15 protein-coding genes are annotated in these 18,208 nt (G+C 71.2%); 8 read left to right on the forward strand and 7 right to left on the reverse strand.

Translation table 11 applies throughout. The annotated features are described in order from the left end of the window. Positions 1-20: 20 nt before the first annotated feature. The 3 genes from OHA73_RS34345 to OHA73_RS34355 form a co-directional block, all read right to left on the reverse strand. On the reverse strand, positions 21-1,283 hold the full coding sequence (locus OHA73_RS34345) for an ABC transporter substrate-binding protein (RefSeq protein WP_327656999.1): 1,263 nt from the start codon (positions 1,281-1,283) through the stop codon (positions 21-23). A gap of 132 nt (positions 1,284-1,415) precedes the next feature. After that, positions 1,416-3,245, reverse strand: coding sequence for an AMP-dependent synthetase/ligase (locus OHA73_RS34350; protein WP_266715488.1), 1,830 nt, complete (start codon positions 3,243-3,245; stop codon positions 1,416-1,418). Between the two features lie 311 nt (positions 3,246-3,556). Continuing rightward, complete coding sequence (locus tag OHA73_RS34355) at positions 3,557-4,420, reverse strand: LysR substrate-binding domain-containing protein (protein WP_327657000.1); 864 nt, start codon at positions 4,418-4,420, stop codon at positions 3,557-3,559. Between the two features lie 125 nt (positions 4,421-4,545). On the opposite strand from OHA73_RS34355, the gene OHA73_RS34360 reads away from it, so the two are divergent. Continuing rightward, the gene (locus OHA73_RS34360; RefSeq protein WP_327657001.1) at positions 4,546-5,604 is read left to right on the forward strand and encodes a bile acid:sodium symporter family protein; all 1,059 of its coding nucleotides are present in this window, start codon (positions 4,546-4,548) and stop codon (positions 5,602-5,604) included. Here the strand turns inward: OHA73_RS34360 and OHA73_RS34365 are convergent. The 3 genes from OHA73_RS34365 to OHA73_RS34375 form a co-directional block, all read right to left on the reverse strand. Continuing rightward, positions 5,534-6,778 (reverse strand): DUF4185 domain-containing protein, encoded by a 1,245-nt coding sequence (locus OHA73_RS34365; protein WP_327657002.1) that lies wholly within the window; start codon positions 6,776-6,778, stop codon positions 5,534-5,536. The genes OHA73_RS34360 and OHA73_RS34365 overlap by 71 nt on opposite strands. A gap of 114 nt (positions 6,779-6,892) precedes the next feature. Next, positions 6,893-8,698 carry an exo-alpha-sialidase gene (locus tag OHA73_RS34370; protein ID WP_327657003.1) on the reverse strand — a complete coding sequence of 602 codons (1,806 nt, stop codon included), beginning with the start codon at positions 8,696-8,698 and terminating at the stop codon, positions 6,893-6,895. A 194-nt stretch (positions 8,699-8,892) separates the two neighbouring features. Continuing rightward, positions 8,893-9,816 carry a quinone oxidoreductase family protein gene (locus OHA73_RS34375; RefSeq protein ID WP_327657004.1) on the reverse strand — a complete coding sequence of 308 codons (924 nt, stop codon included), beginning with the start codon at positions 9,814-9,816 and terminating at the stop codon, positions 8,893-8,895. A gap of 126 nt (positions 9,817-9,942) precedes the next feature. On the opposite strand from OHA73_RS34375, the gene OHA73_RS34380 reads away from it, so the two are divergent. Further along, positions 9,943-10,437 carry a MarR family winged helix-turn-helix transcriptional regulator gene (locus tag OHA73_RS34380; protein WP_327657005.1) on the forward strand — a complete coding sequence of 165 codons (495 nt, stop codon included), beginning with the start codon at positions 9,943-9,945 and terminating at the stop codon, positions 10,435-10,437. Positions 10,438-10,451: 14 nt separating this feature from the next. Here the strand turns inward: OHA73_RS34380 and fdhD are convergent, their stop codons facing one another. Next, complete coding sequence (fdhD, locus tag OHA73_RS34385; RefSeq protein ID WP_266715494.1) at positions 10,452-11,300, reverse strand: formate dehydrogenase accessory sulfurtransferase FdhD; 849 nt, start codon at positions 11,298-11,300, stop codon at positions 10,452-10,454. 159 nt (positions 11,301-11,459) lie between these two features. On the opposite strand from fdhD, the gene OHA73_RS34390 reads away from it, so the two are divergent. The 6 genes from OHA73_RS34390 to OHA73_RS34410 all read left to right on the forward strand — a co-directional run bounded on the left by OHA73_RS34390 (position 11,460) and on the right by OHA73_RS34410 (position 18,185). Continuing rightward, positions 11,460-12,812 (forward strand): L-lactate MFS transporter, encoded by a 1,353-nt coding sequence (locus OHA73_RS34390; protein WP_327657006.1) that lies wholly within the window; start codon positions 11,460-11,462, stop codon positions 12,810-12,812. Next, the gene (locus OHA73_RS45825; protein WP_327660694.1) at positions 12,769-12,915 is read left to right on the forward strand and encodes an MFS transporter small subunit; all 147 of its coding nucleotides are present in this window, start codon (positions 12,769-12,771) and stop codon (positions 12,913-12,915) included. Before OHA73_RS34390 ends, OHA73_RS45825 begins: the two co-directional genes overlap by 44 nt. 153 nt (positions 12,916-13,068) lie before the next feature. Continuing rightward, positions 13,069-14,016: a beta-ketoacyl-ACP synthase III gene (locus OHA73_RS34395; protein WP_327657007.1), complete on the forward strand. Its 948-nt coding sequence runs from the start codon at positions 13,069-13,071 to the stop codon at positions 14,014-14,016. A gap of 149 nt (positions 14,017-14,165) precedes the next feature. Then, entirely contained in the window at positions 14,166-14,843 is a 678-nt protein-coding gene (locus OHA73_RS34400; RefSeq protein WP_266715497.1) for a GntR family transcriptional regulator, read from the forward strand. 158 nt (positions 14,844-15,001) lie between these two features. Then, positions 15,002-16,753 carry a serine/threonine-protein kinase gene (locus OHA73_RS34405; protein ID WP_327657008.1) on the forward strand — a complete coding sequence of 584 codons (1,752 nt, stop codon included), beginning with the start codon at positions 15,002-15,004 and terminating at the stop codon, positions 16,751-16,753. Positions 16,754-17,003: 250 nt separating this feature from the next. Next, positions 17,004-18,185 carry an ROK family transcriptional regulator gene (locus tag OHA73_RS34410; protein WP_266715499.1) on the forward strand — a complete coding sequence of 394 codons (1,182 nt, stop codon included), beginning with the start codon at positions 17,004-17,006 and terminating at the stop codon, positions 18,183-18,185. Positions 18,186-18,208 lie beyond the last annotated feature (23 nt).

Below are 18,208 nucleotides of genomic sequence, written 5' to 3' on the forward strand. Positions count from 1 at the left end.
GAACAGCCCTTCTCTCAGGCCTACTTGAAGGGGATCGGCGGATAGCACTTGAACGCGGACGACACCCGGTACGCCCCGTCCTTGAGCTGCGCGAGCGCCCCGCAGCCGAACGACTCGGTGCGCCCGCGCGGCAGCGCCCGGTCGCCGACGAGCGTGCCGGTGTCGGAGAAGCCGTTCGCCGCCTTCTGGAACGACGCGACCGTCAGGTCCTTGCCCGCCTTCTTCGCGATGGAGAGGAACAGGTCGGCGCTCATGTAGCCCGTCATCATGTGCATGTTGAGGGGGATCTCCTTGCCCCCGGACGCCTTCTTGATGTCGGCCTTGAACTGCTTCATCTCGGGCGTGTGAGCCTCGAACGGCTCGAAGGACAGCAGCACGTGCACCCCGTCGAGCGCCTGCTTCGTCGCCTTCTTGGCGAGAAGCCCGGGGTCGTAGTCCGTCGGGTCGGTGAGCACGCCCTTGTACCCGGTGCGCTTGACCGCCGTGAACAGGCCGATGTTGTACGGCGTCTGCATCACGGAGACGACCACGTCCGGCGCCTTCCCGCCGTCGCTGCGCAGCAGTTCCTTCGTGTAGGCCGACCAGTCGCTCGGCACCGCGGTCGCCGGCACGGTCGCCTTCGCGTACGAGACCTTGTAGCCGGCCGACTTGAAGGACTGCTTGTACGTGCGGATGGCGAAGGTACCCGCGTCGTTGTCGTTGGCGAGGATCGCGACGGTCTTCCCCTGCGCCCCGCCCGTGACCTTCTTCAGACCCTCCGGCCAGGTCTGCGAGATGGTGCCGCCCGGCATCGGCACCATGCAGCCGCCGTAGCCGTAGATGTACGTCGGTCCGCAGAACGAGGGGAGCGTGCCCCAGCCGAACGTCGGCACCTTCTGCTTCTGCAGGAAGTCCGCGCCGGAGAACGTCACCGAACTCATCGGCGAGATCGCGAACACCTTGTCCTGCTGCACGAGTTTGCGGGCCGCCGCGAGGTTCTTCGCCGGGTCCTGGCCGTCGTCCTCCGCGCCCAGGTAGTCGATCGTGCGGCCGCTCACGCCGCCCTCGGCGTTGGCCCGGTCGAAGCGGGCCTTCGCGCCGAGGTCGGTGTCCTTCTTGCTGTAGCCGCTCGACGTCGTCATGGAGACGATGCCGCCCACCTTGATGCTGTCGTCGGTCACACCTCGGACCGAACTCCCCTGCCCACCGGCGGAGTTGTTCCCGCTGTTGGCCGTGGAGTTGCAGGCGGTGGCGAGCAGGAGTGCCGCCACGGTGGCGGTGATGGCGCGGATCGGTCGCGACACGGTCGGTCCCCCTCCGTCGGAGTGAGGGTGATTCTGTGTCCGACCTGATGAACCGTCAATAACTGACGCGTCAGTAATTGATGACCCGTCAGTTACCGGCGGCCGCTCGATCGCCGCGGGAGCTTAAGTGGGCTACAGCGTCCCGTACAGCGCGTCGACCTCCGCCGAGTACGCCTGCTCGATCGCCTTGCGCTTCAGCTTCAGGGACGGCGTGAGCAGCCCGTGCTCCTCGGTGAACTGGTGCGCGAGGATCCGGAACGTACGGATCGACTCGGCCTGCGAGACCAGCGTGTTGGCGGCCACCACCGCGCGCCGCACCTCCGTCTCCAGGTCCGGATCGCGCACCAGGTCCGCCGGGGACATCGACTGCTTGCCGCGCATGCCGAGCCAGTGGTCGACGGCCTCCGTGTCGAGGGTGACGAGCGCCGCGATGTACGGGCGGTCGTTGCCGACGACCAGGCACTGCGCGATCAGCGGGTGGTCGCGCACCCGCTCCTCCAGCTGCTGCGGCGAGACGCTCTTGCCGCCGGAGGTCACGAGGATCTCCTTCTTGCGGCCCGTGATGGTGAGGTAGCCGTCCTCGTCGAGGGAGCCAAGGTCACCCGTGGCGAGCCAGCCGTCGTACAGGGAGGAGTCGGTGGCCTTCGGGTCGTTGAGGTAACCCTGGAAGATGTTGCCGCCGTAGACCCACACCTCGCCGTCGTCGGCTATGTGCACGCTGGAGCCGGGTATCGCCTGGCCGACCGTGCCGTAGCGGGTCTGCTCCGGCGGGTTCGCGGTCGCGGCGGCCGTCGACTCGGTGAGGCCGTAGCCCTCGTAGATCGTGACGCCCGCACCCGCGAAGAACAGGCCGAGCCGCCGGTCCATGCCACTGCCACCGGACATCGCGTGCCGGACCCGGCCGCCCAGCGCCGCGCGCACCTTGGAGTAGACGAGCTTCTCGAAGACCGAGTGCTGCATGCGCAGCGAGGCGGAGGGTCCTGGACCCGTGCCGAATGCTTTCGCCTCCTGCGCGTCCGCGTACTTCACGGCGCACTCGATGGCCTTTTCGAACGGTCCCGACTTGCCCTCGTTCTCGGCCTTCCTGCGGGCCGCGTTGAACACCTTCTCGAAGATGTACGGCACGGCGAGGATGAACGTCGGCTGGAACGACTGAAGGTCGGGCATGAGCGCGGACGCGCGCAGCTCCGGCTGGTGGGCCAGCTTCACGCCGCCGCGGATCGTCGCGATCTCCACCATCCGCCCGAAGACATGGGCGAGCGGCAGGAAGAGCAGCGTCGACGGGGTGCGGTCGCGCTTGGAGGAGAACACCGGCTCCCAGCGCGTGATCATCGTGTCGGCCTCGTACATGAAGTTGCCGTGCGAGATCACGCAGCCCTTGGGCCGGCCCGTGGTGCCGGAGGTGTAGATGATCGTGGCCGTCGACTCGGGGGTGATCGCGCGGCGGTGCCTGTGCACCGTCTCGTCGTCGATGTGGGTGCCGGACGCGGTGATCTCGTCGGCGGCACCGCCGTCGAGCTGCCACAGGCGGTGCAGATGGGGCAGCCGCCCGATGACCGTGGCGACGGTCATCGCGTGGTCCTCGTGCTCCACGATCGCCGCCGACACCTCGGCGTCGTACAGCATCCAGAAGACCTGCTCGGCCGAGGACGTCGGGTAGATGGGGACGACCTGGGCGCCGATGGTCCACAGCGCGAAGTCGAACAGCGTCCACTCGTAACGGGTGCGCGACATGATCGCGACCCGGTCGCCGAACCGGATGCCCTGCGCGAGCAGCCCCTTGGCAAGGGCCATCACCTCGTCGCAGAACTGGGCAGACGTGACGTCCTGCCACTTGTCGTGCCGGTCCTTACGGGCCAGGGCTATATGCCCCGGTGTGTCCAGGGCATGGTCGAACACGGCGTCGGCCAGGCCGCCGACGAGCGGCGCCGACGCCACAGGGGGGTTGGTGAACTCACGCAAAGTTGCTCCTTGTGGCGCTCCGCACAGCGTCGGTGACGGTACCCGACCTCGGGCCCTGGCGGGAGTGCCTGCAACGAGCAGAAGGTGCGCGGAATTTGCACAGGTCAGACGTTTATAACGGGCCACATCGGGTGGAGCTGGGCAGAATACTTACGCCACAGTAAGTTTCGGGAGCGTAATCTCCCGGCCCTCTTCACGGGCCTCCATTGGATCTATGCAAAGAGGTCACCGTCGACCGGCGTCCGAGTTTTTAGACGGAGTAGTCGGTTCCGGGGACGGTACCACTGCGACCAGCACGCACTCCGATGCGCCTAACGCGCACTCCGATGCAGCCGGTCCCCGCCCGCCAGGACCGCCTGCGCGAGCGCCCGCGCGGGCTCGCTCTCGTCCCGGGCCGCGCTGCGCACCACGAAGTCGACCTCGCCCAGCTCCGGAAGGCCCACCCGGTCCGGCACCCGCACGAGGCCCGGCGGAATGAGGCCGCGCGAGTGGGCCATCACGCCGAGCCCGGCCCGCGCCGCCGCGACGAGACCGTTCAGCGAGCCGCTCGTGCAGGCGATCCGCCACGCCCGCCCGTGCCGCTCCAGCGCCTCAAGGGCCAGGGCGCGCGAGATCCCCGGCGGCGGGTAGACGATCAGCGGAACGGGCCGGTCCTGGTCGATGCGGAGCCGCTCCGAGCCGATCCACACCAGCCGGTCGTGCCACACCGACTCGCCGCGCGGATCCTCGGGGCGCCGCTTCGCGAGCACCAGATCCAGCTTCCCCGCGTCCAGCTGGGCGTGCAGCGTCCCCGACAGCTCGACCGTCAACTCCAGGTCCACCTCGGGGTGTTCGGCCCGGAACGACTCCAGGATCTCGGGCAGCCGGGTCACCACGAAGTCCTCCGACGCGCCGAACCTGAGCCGGCCGCGCAGCCGCGTCCCCGTGAAGAACGACGCCGCCTGCTCGTGCACCTCCAGAATTCGCCGGGCGAATCCGAGCATCGCCTCCCCGTCCTCCGTCAGCTCCACGGAGTGCGTATCGCGCGTGAACAACGTGCGCCCGGTCGCGTCCTCCAGGCGCCGCACATGCTGGCTCACCGTCGATTGCCGCAGGCCGAGGCGGCGCGCGGCCTGCGTGAAGCTCAGCGTCTGCGCGACGGCGAGCAGGGTCCTGAGCTGTCCGGGGTCGTACATGCCACGAACCGTACCCCCGCTCATCACGCGACGCGATCACAGTCAGAGCGGTATGCAGGATTCCCGATCACGGCCCGGAGGTGGACGATGGAGAGGGCACGACCTGAACCGAGAGCAAGGATCCAATGAAACGCCTGACCTGGCCGAGCTGGATGCCGATCGACCCGTACATCCTGGCGTTGATCGCAACAGTGGGCCTCGCCGCACTGCTCCCGGCCCGAGGGGCCGCCGCCGATGTCGCATCCGGCGCCTCCACAGCAGCCGTCGCCTTCCTCTTCTTCCTCTACGGGGCGCGCCTGTCGACCCGTGAGGCGATGGACGGACTGCGCCACTGGCGGCTCCACGTCACCGTTCTCGCCTGTACGTTCATCGTGTTCCCGCTGCTCGGCCTCGCGGCCCGCGGCCTGGTCCCCGTACTGCTGCCGCAGAACCTCTTCGAGGGCCTGCTCTTCCTCACCCTCGTCCCGTCGACGATCCAGTCGTCGATCGCGTTCACCTCGATCGCGCGTGGCAACGTACCGGCGGCGATCTGCGCGGGCTCCTTCTCGTCGCTCGCCGGCATCGTCCTCACGCCGCTGCTCGCGGCGGGGCTGCTCGGCAACAGCGGCGGCGGCTTCTCCGCCGACTCGCTCGTCAAGATCGTGCTGCAGCTCCTGGTGCCGTTCCTCGCGGGCCAGTTGCTGCGCCGCTGGGTCGGCGGCTTCATCACCCGCCACAAGAAGATCCTCGGCTACGTCGACCGCGGCTCGATCCTGCTCGTCGTCTACACCGCGTTCAGCGAGGGCATGGTGCAGGGCATCTGGCACCAGGTCAGCGCGGTCCGCCTCGCCGGACTCCTGGTCGTGGAGGCGGTGCTGCTCGCGATCATGCTGGCGGTCACCTGGTACGGCGCGAAGGCCCTCGGCTTCAACCGCGCCGACCGCGTCGCCATCCAGTTCGCGGGCTCGAAGAAGTCCCTCGCCTCGGGACTCCCCATGGCGAGCGTGCTGTTCGGCGCGCACGCCTCGCTCGCCGTGCTGCCGCTGATGCTCTTCCACCAGATGCAGCTGATGGTGTGCGCGGTCATCGCCAAGCGCCGCTCGAGGGACGCCGACGACACGGTGGAACCCGAGCTCACCGCTCCCGCAGAGGGCCGAGTCGAAGAGACACGAACCGCGGTCGGTACAGCGACACGTTCCGGCTGAGCTCGGCCTGCGCGGCGGCGGGCGCGGCGTCCAGCCAGTTGACGTCATAGCTCAGGACGAGCCGGCCGCCGCCGCTCAGCGCCGGGTGCGCCTGCGGGTTGTACGCCGCCGTGCGCGAGGGCGTCGCACCGTCGCGGGCGTCGCGGGGGAGCGGCGGCGTGAAGGCCTTCGCGGGGCCGTGCCAGGGCCCGGACGGCGAACAGGCCCAGTACGAAGTGACCTTCGTCAGCCCCTCCGCGCCCGCCGCCGTCGTGAACAGGACGTACGTGCCCGCGTCCCGCACCACCGTGAAGGCGGTGCCCACGCCGCGCTGTTTGCCGTCGCCCAGGACCGGCGCGGCGCGCGTGCCCCACCGCTCGCCGTCCCAGTACCGCCACGCCTCGGGGGAGCTGAACCGGCCGACCGGGACTCGCGCCACGTACGCGCGATGCACGGCCTTCTCCCCGTCGTCGGCCCCGAAGACGTACGTCCAGCCCTGGTGATCCACGGCCGTCGTCCCGTACAGCACGCGCCGCGCCGGATCCCCGACCTGCCGCTGGTCGAGGACCTGGGTGATGCCTTCGAGGCGCAGGTCCGGCAGCGACAGGGTGGCCACCTCGGTCGCGTTCGGCACCCCGTAGACGTACGGCCCCGCGCCCTTGGCCCGCGTCCACAGCAGCACCCGTACGACCTTCTCGCCGCCGCTCTCCTCGACGCGCGCCGCGACCGGCCAGCGCCACTCGCCCGCGGCGGTGTCCGGGAACAGCGGCGCCGCGAGCGTCAGGTCGAGGCGCCCCGAACGGTCCGTCACCACCGCGGAGTTACGGACGAAGGGCGCGTCGGCGGTCCGCCAGGGATGCGACTGCCCTGCCGGGTTCGGGGGCCGGTTCACGGCGCCCAGATACGTGTCGGAGAACAGCCACAGCAGTCGCCCGTCCGGCAGCCGCACGGAGTGCGTGCCGTCGCCGCCGGTCCAGTCGTCGACCCGCTCGGAGTCGTCGCCGTAGCGGGCGAACTCGCCGGTGAGCCGGGTGTCCGCGGACCACGAGGTGACACCACGGGGCCCGCAACGCTCGTCGCCCTCCCGGTCGGGGAGGGCGACGAGCGTGATCAGTATGAGGACGAGCGCGGCGAGCAGGGCGATCCACGGCCCCCGTCGGCTGCGCCGCGTCGACTCCCGCTCATGACCCCGCATGCGAGGCGACGTTAATGTGCGCGGTGCGGTTGGTCCACAATCAAGCCCGCCCTTCGAACGAGAGCCTGCGGAGTCCGGAGTGGAGCCCCGTCATGTGAACCTCGTGGTGCCGGCTCACGAACCGTCCGCGACGCCGGATCCGATCCGGTCCAGCGGCAGCCACAGCACGTCGTCCCCGCCGGAGGTGACCCGGACGTCGTCGATGGATCCGGTGAAGTACGCCCGGCTGTCCATGCGTTGGCCGATGTGGGCGCCGAACGGCGAGTTCCGGCTCACCGATCCGGGGACGTCGGCGGCTTCGGCGACCTGTGCGTCGTCGACGGAGAGGGTCAATCGGCCGTCTGCGCGCCGGAGTTGGATCCGGTGCCAGTTGCCGTCGTTGTACGCGGACGCGGACTGCACCGTCACCGTGCTGGGGGCCGCGGCCCCGTCCCGGGCGGTGATCAGGCCGGTGATCCGGTCGGCGGCGGGCTCGGCGCGCAGGGTCACCTGGGGCTGCGAGGCCCCGGTGCCGCCCAGTGAGAGCAGTGGCTGCTCACCGCTCGTCGCGCTGTAGCGGAACCACAGGGAGACGCTGAACTCCCTTGTGCCCAGGCGTAGTCGGTCGCTGTAGAGGCGGACCGCGTCGTCCGTGCCGTCGAAGGAGAGTGCCCGCCCGGTAGGCCCGTCGGTTGCGGTGGGGCCGCCGAGCACGGCCGCGTCGCGCGCCCCCGGCGCCCGGTCGTCCGTCGTCGGGTCGGGGCCGCGCCGGTCCTTCAGCCAGTCGAGCGTGAACCGGGCGAAGCGGATCTCGTCGCGGGCGTCCACGGCCCCGCCCTCGTACAGCAGCCCCACGTGCCCGCGGTCGGCCTGCACCAGGTCCGAGTAGCCCGACCAGTCCGTGGTCACGACGGTGCCCCGGTCGAAGCTCTCCCAGGTGCGTCCGCCGTCGTACGAGGAGCGGATCATCATGGTCCGCCGCCGGTCGGGGTCGCCGGGGCAGGCGAGCAGCAGCCGGTCGCCGTCCTTGCCCACGGGCAGGGTCGAGCCCTGGACCTGCGGCGCGTAGAGGTCCGGGAGCGCCGCGAACGGGCGGGCGAAGGAGTCGCCGCCGTCCCGGCTGACGGCCTGCGTGCGGTGCCCGAGGTCGCTGCCGTCCTGCTCGTGCCCGCTGACGTGGACCGTGCCGTCGGGCAGCTCGGCGAGCGCCATCTCGGAGGGCTTCTGCCGGAACGTGCCGTCGTCGGCGACCGGCCAGGAGTCCTTCGCCCCGGCCCGCCAGTGGTCGCCGCCGTCGTCGCTGACCATGAGGGCGGCGTGGTTCGCCGAAACTCGACTGCCGTTCCATGTCTCGGCGTTGACGGCGAAGACGAGGCGGCCGCGGTGGTGTCCCCGCGTCAGCTGGATGCCGTGCGAGGGGCCGGTCGCGTACCAGGAGTTGAAGTCGTCGGGCAGCAGCTCGTCGCTCAGGTCGCGCGGCGTCGACCACGTGCGGCCGTCGTCGTCGCTGTGCTGCATGTGCGGGGTCCGGTCGCACGGCACGTCGCAGTTCTTGCCGTCCGTGCGGCCCGTGTTGTACGTCTCCGCCAGCAGGACGCGGCCCGTCCTGCGGTCCACGACCGGCGAGGGGTTGCCGTGGGTGTCGCCCGCGCCCTCGTTGACGACCTGGAGCGGCGACCAGGTGCGGCCGCCGTCCTCCGACCGCTTGACGACGATGTCGATGTCGCCCGCGTCGGAGCAGTCGTTCCTGCGCCCCTCGGCGAAGGCGAGGAGGGTGCCGCGCACCGTCTTCACGACGGACGGGATCCGGTAACAGGCGTACCCGGGATCCTGTCCGGGCTTGAACAACACCTGCTGTTCAAAAGGAGGTTGAGGCTTCGGTGCCGCCTGCGCGGAGGCCTGTACGGGGAGCGCGGCGGCGACCGCGAGCGCCGCCACCATCAGGGATCGAGTCCCTGTCGACCTCGGACCGGTACGGACGGATCTTCTGTGCATGGCGCGGCCCACCCTTCGGGTCGTCCGGAGAACCGGACATCCGACGTCCAATGTCCAACGTCCAACATGTGCGGCACAGACGCTACTTGGGCGTCCCGGGCCCCACAAGGACCGCGACAGTGCGCGACAGCGACCGCACGTCAGGGGACGAGTACGACCTTCCCGAGGTTGGCCCGACCCTCGATCACGGCATGGGCCCGCGCCGCGTCCTCCAGCGCGAACTCCCCGTGAACCACCGGCTTCAGAGCGCCCGTCAGAAACAGCTCCCACAGCTCCGTACGCCACCGCTCGTACGTCTGCGGCCGTCCCCGCGCGATGAGCGCCATCTGGAAGCCGATCACCGACTTCGCGCCCACCAGCAGGTCGTACGCCTCCACGGTGCCGCCGCCCGAGCTGTACGCCACGAGCCGGCCGTGCGGCGCGAGCGCGGCCACGGCCGGCTTCAGCAGTGCGCCGCCGACCGCGTCGAGCGCATAGTCGACGGGCTCGCCCCAGGACCCGGCGTCGTACGTCACCACGTCGTCGGCCCCGAGCGTGCGCACGAAGTCGGCCTTGCCGGCGTCGGAGACCGCGGCCACGACCCGCCGCGCGCCCCTCAACCCGGCCAGCTGCAGGGCGAGATGACCCACCCCGCTCGCCGCCGCGGTCACCAGCGCGGACTCGCCCGGCTCGGGACGCGCCGCGTGCAGCGCCCCGTACGCGACGAGCCCGCTGCGCACGAGCGCCACCGCGTCGACCGCGCTCGCGCCGTCCGGCACCGGCGAGGCCATCGCGGTGTGCAGCAGCGCGTAGTCGGCGTAGCCGTGGCCGAAGACGAGACCGGTGACCCGGTCCCCGGTCGCGTATCCGGTCACGCCCTCGCCGAGCGCGACCACCTCGCCCGCGATCTCGCCGCCGAGCGCGATCGGCTCGGGCGCCTCGCGGACCTTGCGGACGACGGGTAGCGTGACCCCGACCGCCTCGGCGCGCACGAGGAGTTCGCCGGGGCCCGGCGCGGGGACGGGCGCCTCCTCCAGGAACAGGACCTCGGGCCCGCCGCTGTGCTCGTACCGGACGCGACGCATGGACGTGACCACCTCCGCGTACTGTCGGACGTTGCTGGATTCGTTGGGATTCCCAACGGATCCCAACAGGATCGACGATACGCAGGTTTCATTGGGGAGGCCAACGTTTTTCGGTACGGTGACCGCATGAGTGCACCGAGCCCGCCACCCACCGCCCCCGGCACCATCCGTGATCTGCCCAGCTGGCTGCTCGGTCGGGCCGCCGCGCGCGGGCGTGCGCTCGTCGCCGACGCGCTCGCCGAGCAGGGGCTGAAGATGTGGCACCACGTGGTGCTCAGCGCGGTGTCCGACTGGGGGCCGGTCGCTCAGGCCGACCTCGTGCGCGGCGTGGGGCTCGACCCCAAGGGCATGGTCGGCGTCCTCAACGACCTGGAGGCCGCGGGCCTCGTCGAGCGCGCGCCCGACCGCAGGGACCGGCGCAAGAACGCGGTCACGATCACGGCCGAGGGTGTGCGCCTCGTCGGCACCTGCGAGGCGGCGGCGCGCGCCGCGAACGCCGAGCTTCTCGCCCCGCTTTCGGCACGGGAGCGGGATCGGTTCATGGACATGCTGCGGAGAGTGTCGGGCGTGCCCGCCGCAGAGGACGGAAAAGCGGAGGACCACCGAAACGCGGAGGACTGAAAGGGGTCGCCGGGTCAGCCGTGTGCGACCGCGGTCTCCAGGGCGATCCGCTCCTCACCCGCGTACACGTTCATGGAACTGCCCCGCAGGAAGCCGACCAGCGTCAGGCCCGTCTCGGCCGCGAGGTCCACCGCGAGGGACGAGGGCGCCGACACCGCCGCGAGCATGGGGATGCCCGCCATCACGGCCTTCTGCGCCAGCTCGAACGAGGCGCGGCCCGAGACCATCAGGATCGAGCGGGACAGCGGCAGCTCCCCGTTCTGCAGGGCCCGGCCGACGAGCTTGTCGACCGCGTTGTGCCGCCCCACGTCCTCCCGGATGTCGACGAGTCGACCTTCCTCGTCGAAGAGCGCCGCCGCGTGCAGCCCCCCGGTCCGGTCGAAGACGCGCTGGGCCTCACGCAGCCGGTCGGGGAGCGAGGCGAGCAGTTCGGGTGTGATCCGGACGGGGGGAGTGTCGGCGATCGGGAACCGGGCCGTGGTGCGCACCGCGTCGAGGCTCGCCTTGCCGCACAGTCCGCACGACGAGGTCGTGTAGACGTTGCGCTCCAGGGTGATGTCGGGCAGCTCGACGCCCGGCGTGGTCCGCACGTCGACCACGTTGTAGGTATTGCTGCCGTCCTCCGTGGCGCCCGCGCAGTACACGATGTTCTGCAGGTCGTCGGCGGTGCCCAGGACGCCCTCGCTGACCAGGAAGCCGGCCGCGAGCGGGAAGTCGTCGCCGGGGGTGCGCATGGTGATGGCGAGCGGCTTGCCGTTCAGCCGGATCTCCAGCGGTTCCTCGGCGACCAGGGTGTCGGGTCGCGTGGAGACGTGCCCGTCCCGTATCCGGATCACCTTGCGTCGTTCCGTGACTCGTCCCATGGCACCCATTCTCCTGCACCGGTGGCACGCGGTCGTCGCCGACCTCCGTCCCCGGCGCGACGGGATATTGCCTACAGTATGGAAGCGGTCGGGTTCGTCGACAAGGGGGAGGCCGAAAGGGCTTCCCAACTCCCTTGTCACTCCCTTACGTTCGGGATCATGAGGCCCCCCGTCGCGCCGGCCGGCTGGAGCCGCTGGCTCGTTCCCCCCGCCGCGCTCTCCGTCCATCTCTCCATCGGCCAGGCCTACGCCTGGAGCGTCTTCAAACCGCCCCTGGAGTCGGCGCTGGGGCTGAGCGGCACGCAAAGCGCGCTGCCGTTCCAACTCGCCATCGTGATGCTCGGCCTGTCGGCCGCCTTCGGCGGCACGCTCGTCGAGCGCAACGGGCCGCGCTGGGCGATGACCGTCGCGCTCGTCTGCTTCTCCTCCGGCTTCCTGATCTCCTCGCTGGGCGCCGCCACCGAGCAGTACTGGCTGATCGTGTTCGGCTACGGCTTCGTCGGCGGCATCGGCCTCGGCATCGGCTACATCTCGCCGGTCTCCACGCTGATCAAGTGGTTCCCCGACCGGCCCGGCATGGCCACCGGCATCGCGATCATGGGCTTCGGCGGCGGCGCGCTCATCGCGTCCCCGTGGAGCGCCCAGATGCTGGAGTCCTTCGGCGCGGACAACGACGGCATCGCGTTCGCGTTCCTCGTCCACGGGCTCGCGTACGCGGTGTTCATGACGCTCGGCGTGCTGCTCATCCGGGTGCCTCGGCCGCAAGTCCAGCAGGGTGAGCGCAGCGAAGAGGCCGTCGTGAGCGGCCCGCAGGTCTCCGCGAAACAGGCGATCCGCACGCCCCAGTTCTGGTGCCTGTGGGTCGTCCTGACCATGAACGTGACCGCGGGCATCGGCATCCTGGAGAAGGCCGCGCCGATGATCACGGACTTCTTCTCCGACACCAGCACCCCGGTGTCCGTCTCCGCGGCCGCGGGCTTCGTGGCGCTGCTCTCCGCGGCGAACATGGCGGGCCGCATCGGCTGGTCCTCCACCTCCGACCTCATCGGCCGCAAGAACATCTACCGCGTCTACCTCGGCGTGGGCGCGCTGATGTACCTGTTCATCGTCCTGTGGGGCGACTCGTCGAAGCCCCTCTTCGTGCTGTGCGCCCTCGTGATCCTCTCCTTCTACGGAGGCGGCTTCGCGACGATCCCCGCGTATCTGAAGGACCTCTTCGGGACGTACCAGGTCGGCGCCATCCACGGCCGGCTGCTCACCGCCTGGTCCACGGCGGGCGTCCTCGGCCCGCTCATCGTCAACCGGGTCGCCGACAGCCAGGAGAGCGCGGGCAAGGACGGCGCCAGTCTGTACGGCCTCTCGCTCATGATCATGATCGGCCTGCTGGTCGTCGGCTTCGTCGCCAATGAACTGGTACGTCCCGTGCACGCCCGCCACCACGTAGTCCCCGCCCCCAGGGAGCCCGCAGATGACATCGACACCGCCGCCGGAGACCGCAAGGAGCGCGCCTGAGCGGCGCGGACTGATCGCCTTTGCCTGGCTGTGGGTCGGGCTGCCGCTCGCGTACGGAGTGTACGAACTGGTGCAAAAGGCCACACAACTGTTCACCGGGTGAATCTCCGTGACCGGCCCGGCGGCTCCATCGGAACTCTCCGCGACTCCAGCAGAACTCTCCAAGTGAAACGGCACTTTCCTGTCACTGGCCGCATCCGGTTACTCGTGAGTCGCTGACCAGACTGGAGGATCCGCAGCTCACGAGGGGGCCTCCATGGTCGGTTCGCGCATTGTCGGCATCGGGCACCACCAGCCCGCCAAAATCCTCACCAACGAGGAACTGGCGGGCATGGTCGACACCAATGACGAGTGGATCCGCAGTCGCGTCGGCATCCGCACTCGCCACATCGCGGGCCCCGACGAACCGGTCGACGAGCTCGCCGCGCACGCCGCCGCCAAGGCGCTGGCCGCGGCGGGCCTGGCCGCGGACGAGATCGACCTGGTCGTCGTCGCGACCTCCACGGCCGTGGACCGCTCGCCGAACACGGCGGCCCGCGTCGCCCACCGCCTGGGCGTCCCGTCACCGGCCGCGCTCGACCTGAACGTGGTGTGCGCGGGCTTCACGCACGCCCTCGCCACCGCCGACCACACGCTGCGCGCCGGGGCCGCGACGCGCGCCCTGGTCATCGGCGCCGACAAGATGTCCGCCGTCACCGACTGGACGGACCGCTCGACGTGCGTCCTGGTCGGCGACGGGGCGGGCGCCGTGGTCGTCGAGCCCTGCGCCGAGGGCGAGGAGCCGGGGATCGGCCCGGTCCTGTGGGGCTCGGTCCCCGAGATGGGCGACGCCGTACGCATCGAGGGCGAGCCGGCCCGCTTCGCCCAGGAGGGCCAGTCCGTCTACCGCTGGGCCACCCGCTCGCTGCCGCCACTGGCCCGCGAGGCCTGCGCGAAGGCGGGACTCGCCCCGGCGGACCTCGCCGCGGTCGTCCTCCACCAGGCCAACCTGCGCATCATCGAGCCCCTCGCGGAGAAGATCGGCGCCGTGAACGCGGTCATCGCCCGGGACGTCGTCGACTCCGGCAACACCTCGGCCGCGAGCGTGCCGATCGCCCTCTCGAAGCTCGTCGAGCGCGGCGAACTGGTCAGCGGGGCGCCCGCGTTGCTCTTCGGCTTCGGAGGCAACCTCTCGTACGCGGGCCAGGTGATCCGCTGCCCGTGACCCGCTCGCGTACATCCGGCACACAGAGTGTGACGAGGCCAACTCGCCCTAGCCGTGGCGATTGCGCTCGGTAAACTGTATTCCAAAGCCAATCCGGCAATCGTCGGAGCCGGCCTGCCGGATGTTCGAAGCCCAGGAGGGGGACCGCGATGTTGTCCACAGGACTGCCGCAGGGGGCGGTGCCCAAGCTGGAGCGCCCCGGACCGCTGCGCGAGCGGGTCTACGAGGCGCTGCTCGAACTGATCACGACGCGGGCCCTGCAGCCCGGCCAGCACCTGGTCGAGAGCGAACTCGCCGGTCACCTCGGGGTCTCCCGCCAGCCGGTGCGCGAGGCGCTGCAGCGGCTGAACACCGAGGGCTGGGTGGACCTGCGCCCCGCGCAGGGCGCGTTCGTGCACGAGCCGACCGAGGAGGAGGCCGACCAACTCCTCAGTGTCCGTACGCTGTTGGAGGCCGAGGCCGCCCGGCTCGCGGCGGCCAACGCGGGCAAGACCGGCATCGGCGAGCTCGAGGCGCTCTGCGCCAAGGGCGAGCAGGCCGTCGCCGACGGGGACGTGGATCTGGTCGTCGCCACCAACGCGGAGTTCCACGCCAAGGTCATGGAACTCGCGGGCAATGTGGTCCTCGGCGAACTCGCGGGCCAGGTCGACCGCCGCGTCCGCTGGTACTACCAGCCCGTCGCCCGGCAGCGCGGCGAGCAGTCCTGGATCGAGCACCGCCAGCTGATCGCCGCGATCTCCGCGCGCGACGAGGCGAAGGCCACGGCGGTGATGCGGACGCACACCGAGCACACCCGCGAGACGTACCACCACCGCGACGAGGCCTGACTCCCCGGAGACGTACCACCACCGCGACGAGGCCTGACACCGGCGGCAGTTCGCCGTTCCCGGTGATCCGGTCCCAACCCACCTGCGTCTAGGCTGCTCGCGGGGACCGACGGTCAGGGGGCCGGCGGCATGGGGTGAAGGCGTGGGGGCCAGTACCGGTGGACGGCGTGCACGAAGTGTTCCAGCCGCTGCGGGCGGACGATCCGAGGACGGTGGGCGGATACCGCCTGGCGGCCCGGCTCGGCGCGGGCGGCATGGGCCGGGTCTATCTGTCGCACACCAGGGGAGGCCGGCCGGTCGCCCTGAAGGTGGTGCGACCCGAACTGGCCGACGACCCCGCGTTCCGGCGGCGGTTCGCCCGGGAGATCAAGGCGGCCCGGCGGGTACGGGGCGCCTACACCGCCGAGCTGATCGACGCCGACGCCGAGGCGGCACCGCCCTGGCTGGCCACGCTCTACGTGCCCGGCCCGTCCCTCGCGGCGGCGGTGGCCCGGCACGGACCGCTCCCGGTGCCCGCGGTGCTGTGGCTGATGGCCGCGGTGGCCGAGGCGTTGCAGGCCATCCACGGCGTGGGCATCGTGCACCGGGACCTCAAGCCGTCGAACGTCCTGCTCGCCGCGGACGGGCCGCGGGTCATCGACTTCGGCATCTCCGTCGCCGCCGACCTGACGTCGAGCACGGTCACCGGATCCGCCGTCGGCACGCCCCAGTTCATGGCGCCGGAGCAGGCCGTGGCGGGACAAGTGGGCCCGGCGACCGATGTGTTCGCGCTGGGGCAGACCGCGGCGTTCGCGGCTCTCGGCGCGCCGCTGTACGGGGAGGGCCAGTCGGTCGGCGTGCTCTACCGGATCGTGCACGAGAGACCCGATCTCTCCGTGCTGCCCGAGGAGTTGCGGCCGATCCTCGACCGCTGCCTCCAGGCACGGCCCGAGCACCGGGCCACGCCGGAGGAGCTCGTCGCGTGGTGCCGGCGGAGCCTGGGCGGCGGCGCGAGCCCCGCGGTGTGGCGGGAGTTCGCCGGGTCGAACGCCCCGGTCCCGGCGCTGCCGCTGGCCACCGTGCCGGACCCGGCGGCCGACGCCGCCACTGTCCGGGCGGTTGACGCCGTCACCGTCCCGGCGACCGTGGCGGAGCCGGGCGCCCTTACGTTGCCGCACCCCGCGCAGGTGTTCGCCCCGCCGCCCGAGCGGCCCGTGACGCCACAAGAGCGGCGCGCCCGGCGGCGCAGGACCGCGCTCGTCACCGCCGCGGTGACCGCGGGCGTGGCCCTGGCGGCAGGCCTCGCATGGGTCGTCACCGACGGCATGGGTGGGACCCGGGACCGGGGCGCCGCTGGGGCGGGAGTGACCGCCTCGGGCACTGCGGACACGTCGGGTACATCGGGCGGGGAATCGGCCGAGGGGGCAGGCCGCCCGTCCGCGTCGGCCGCGGCGGAGTCCGCGCAGGGCGTCGGCGCCGATGAGCAGAAGGCGGCGGGGGACGGGACCGCGGGGCCTTCGGGGGACGCCGATGGGACGCCGCGGGCCGAGACCTACGCCCAACGTTGGCTGGACGAGAAGTACTCGCTCAGCACCCGGGACCCGGACGCGCGCAAGACCGGCGGCAAGGGCGACATCCGCTTCGTCTGCAAACAGGTCGGCTGCGCACTGGAGAGCGACACCAGCGTCTTCACCCTCCTCTACGACAAGCCGGGCGCCGACCACGACACCTGCAGCCTCGCCGTCACCGGCCAGAAGAGCCACCGACTGCCGCTGGCCGCAGCCGCGGGCGGCAGCGAGATCTGCGTCAGGAACTCCGCCGGGGACATCGCTCTGCTCGTCGTGCAGACGAAGTCGACCGCCCTGTGGGACAAGCCGGGCATCAGCTTCCTCACCGCCGACATGACGCTGTGGCGGGCGCCGAAGGCGTGACCGGGCGGCGAGAGCGTGACCGGGCGCCGAGGGTGTGATCGGACGCCGAGGGCGTGATCGGGCACCGAGGGCATAACCGGGCGGCGCAGCGGGCTTTGTCCTGCGGCCGGAGAAAGTCAGGGGCAATTCCCGCGCAACTTCTTCCCGCGCCGGGTGGGCGCTGCTACGTTCCCCATCGAAAGACGAACGCGAGCGCACGGCACCACCACCCGAAGAGGCCCGAAGCGGCGGGGAGGGGCACGTGAGACGCATGACGGCTCGACCCGCCAACGCGCACCAGGCGCGACTGCTGCGACTGCTGCGCGACGAAGGTCCCAACTCCCGCGCCCAGCTGGGCGATCAGGTGGAACTGTCGCGGTCGCGGCTCGCCGTGGAGGTGGACCGGCTCCTGGAGACCGGACTCGTGGTCGCCGACGGACTCGCCGCCTCGCGCGGCGGCCGCCGCTCCCACAACGTCCGGCTCGCCCCCTCGCTCCGCTTCCTCGGCGTGGACATCGGCGCGACCTCGGTCGACGTCGCCGTCACCAACGCCGAGCTGGAGATCCTCGGACACATCGCCCAGCCCATGGACGTACGCGAGGGCCCGGTCGCGGTCTTCGAACAAGTCCTCGCCATGGCAGCCAAGTTGAAGGCGTCCGGGCTCGCCGAGGGCTTCGATGGCGCGGGCATCGGCGTGCCGGGTCCCGTGCGGTTCCCTGAGGGTGTCCCCGTCGCACCGCCGATCATGCCCGGCTGGGACGGCTTCCCGGTCCGCGAGGCGCTCAGTCAGGAACTGGGCTGCCCCGTCATGGTCGACAACGACGTGAACCTGATGGCGATGGGGGAGCAGCACGCGGGCGTCGCCCGGCAGGCCCGCGACTTCCTCTGCGTCAAGATCGGCACCGGCATCGGCTGCGGCATCGTCGTCGGCGGCGAGGTCCACCGAGGCACCACCGGGTCGGCCGGCGACATCGGGCACATCCGCGTCGAGCAGGACGGCCGGCAGTGCGCCTGCGGCAACAAGGGCTGCCTGGAAGCACACTTCAGCGGCGCCGCGCTCGCGCGTGACGCGGAGGCCGCCGCCCGCGAGGGGCGCTCCCCGGAGCTCGCCGCACGTCTGGAGAGCGCGGGCCGGCTCGATGCCGCCGATGTCGCCGCGGCCGCCGCGGCGGGCGACGCCACCTGCCTCGATCTGATCCGTGAGGGCGGCAACCGCACCGGGCAGGTCATCGCGTCCCTCGTCAGCTTCTTCAACCCGGGGCTCGTCGTCATCGGCGGCGGTGTCACCGGGCTCGGCCACACCTTGCTGGCCGCCCTGCGCACCCAGGTCTACCGTCAGTCGCTCCCCCTGGCGACCGGCAACCTCCCCATTGTGCTGGGGGAGTTGGGGCCCACCGCCGGAGTGACCGGCGGCGCCCGACTGATCAGCGATCACCTGTTCTCACCCGCGTAAGCCCAGCTCTTCCACGCTGCTCC

The sequence above is a fragment of the Streptomyces sp. NBC_00483 genome (assembly GCF_036013745.1).
Classification (GTDB): Bacteria; Actinomycetota; Actinomycetes; order Streptomycetales; family Streptomycetaceae; genus Streptomyces.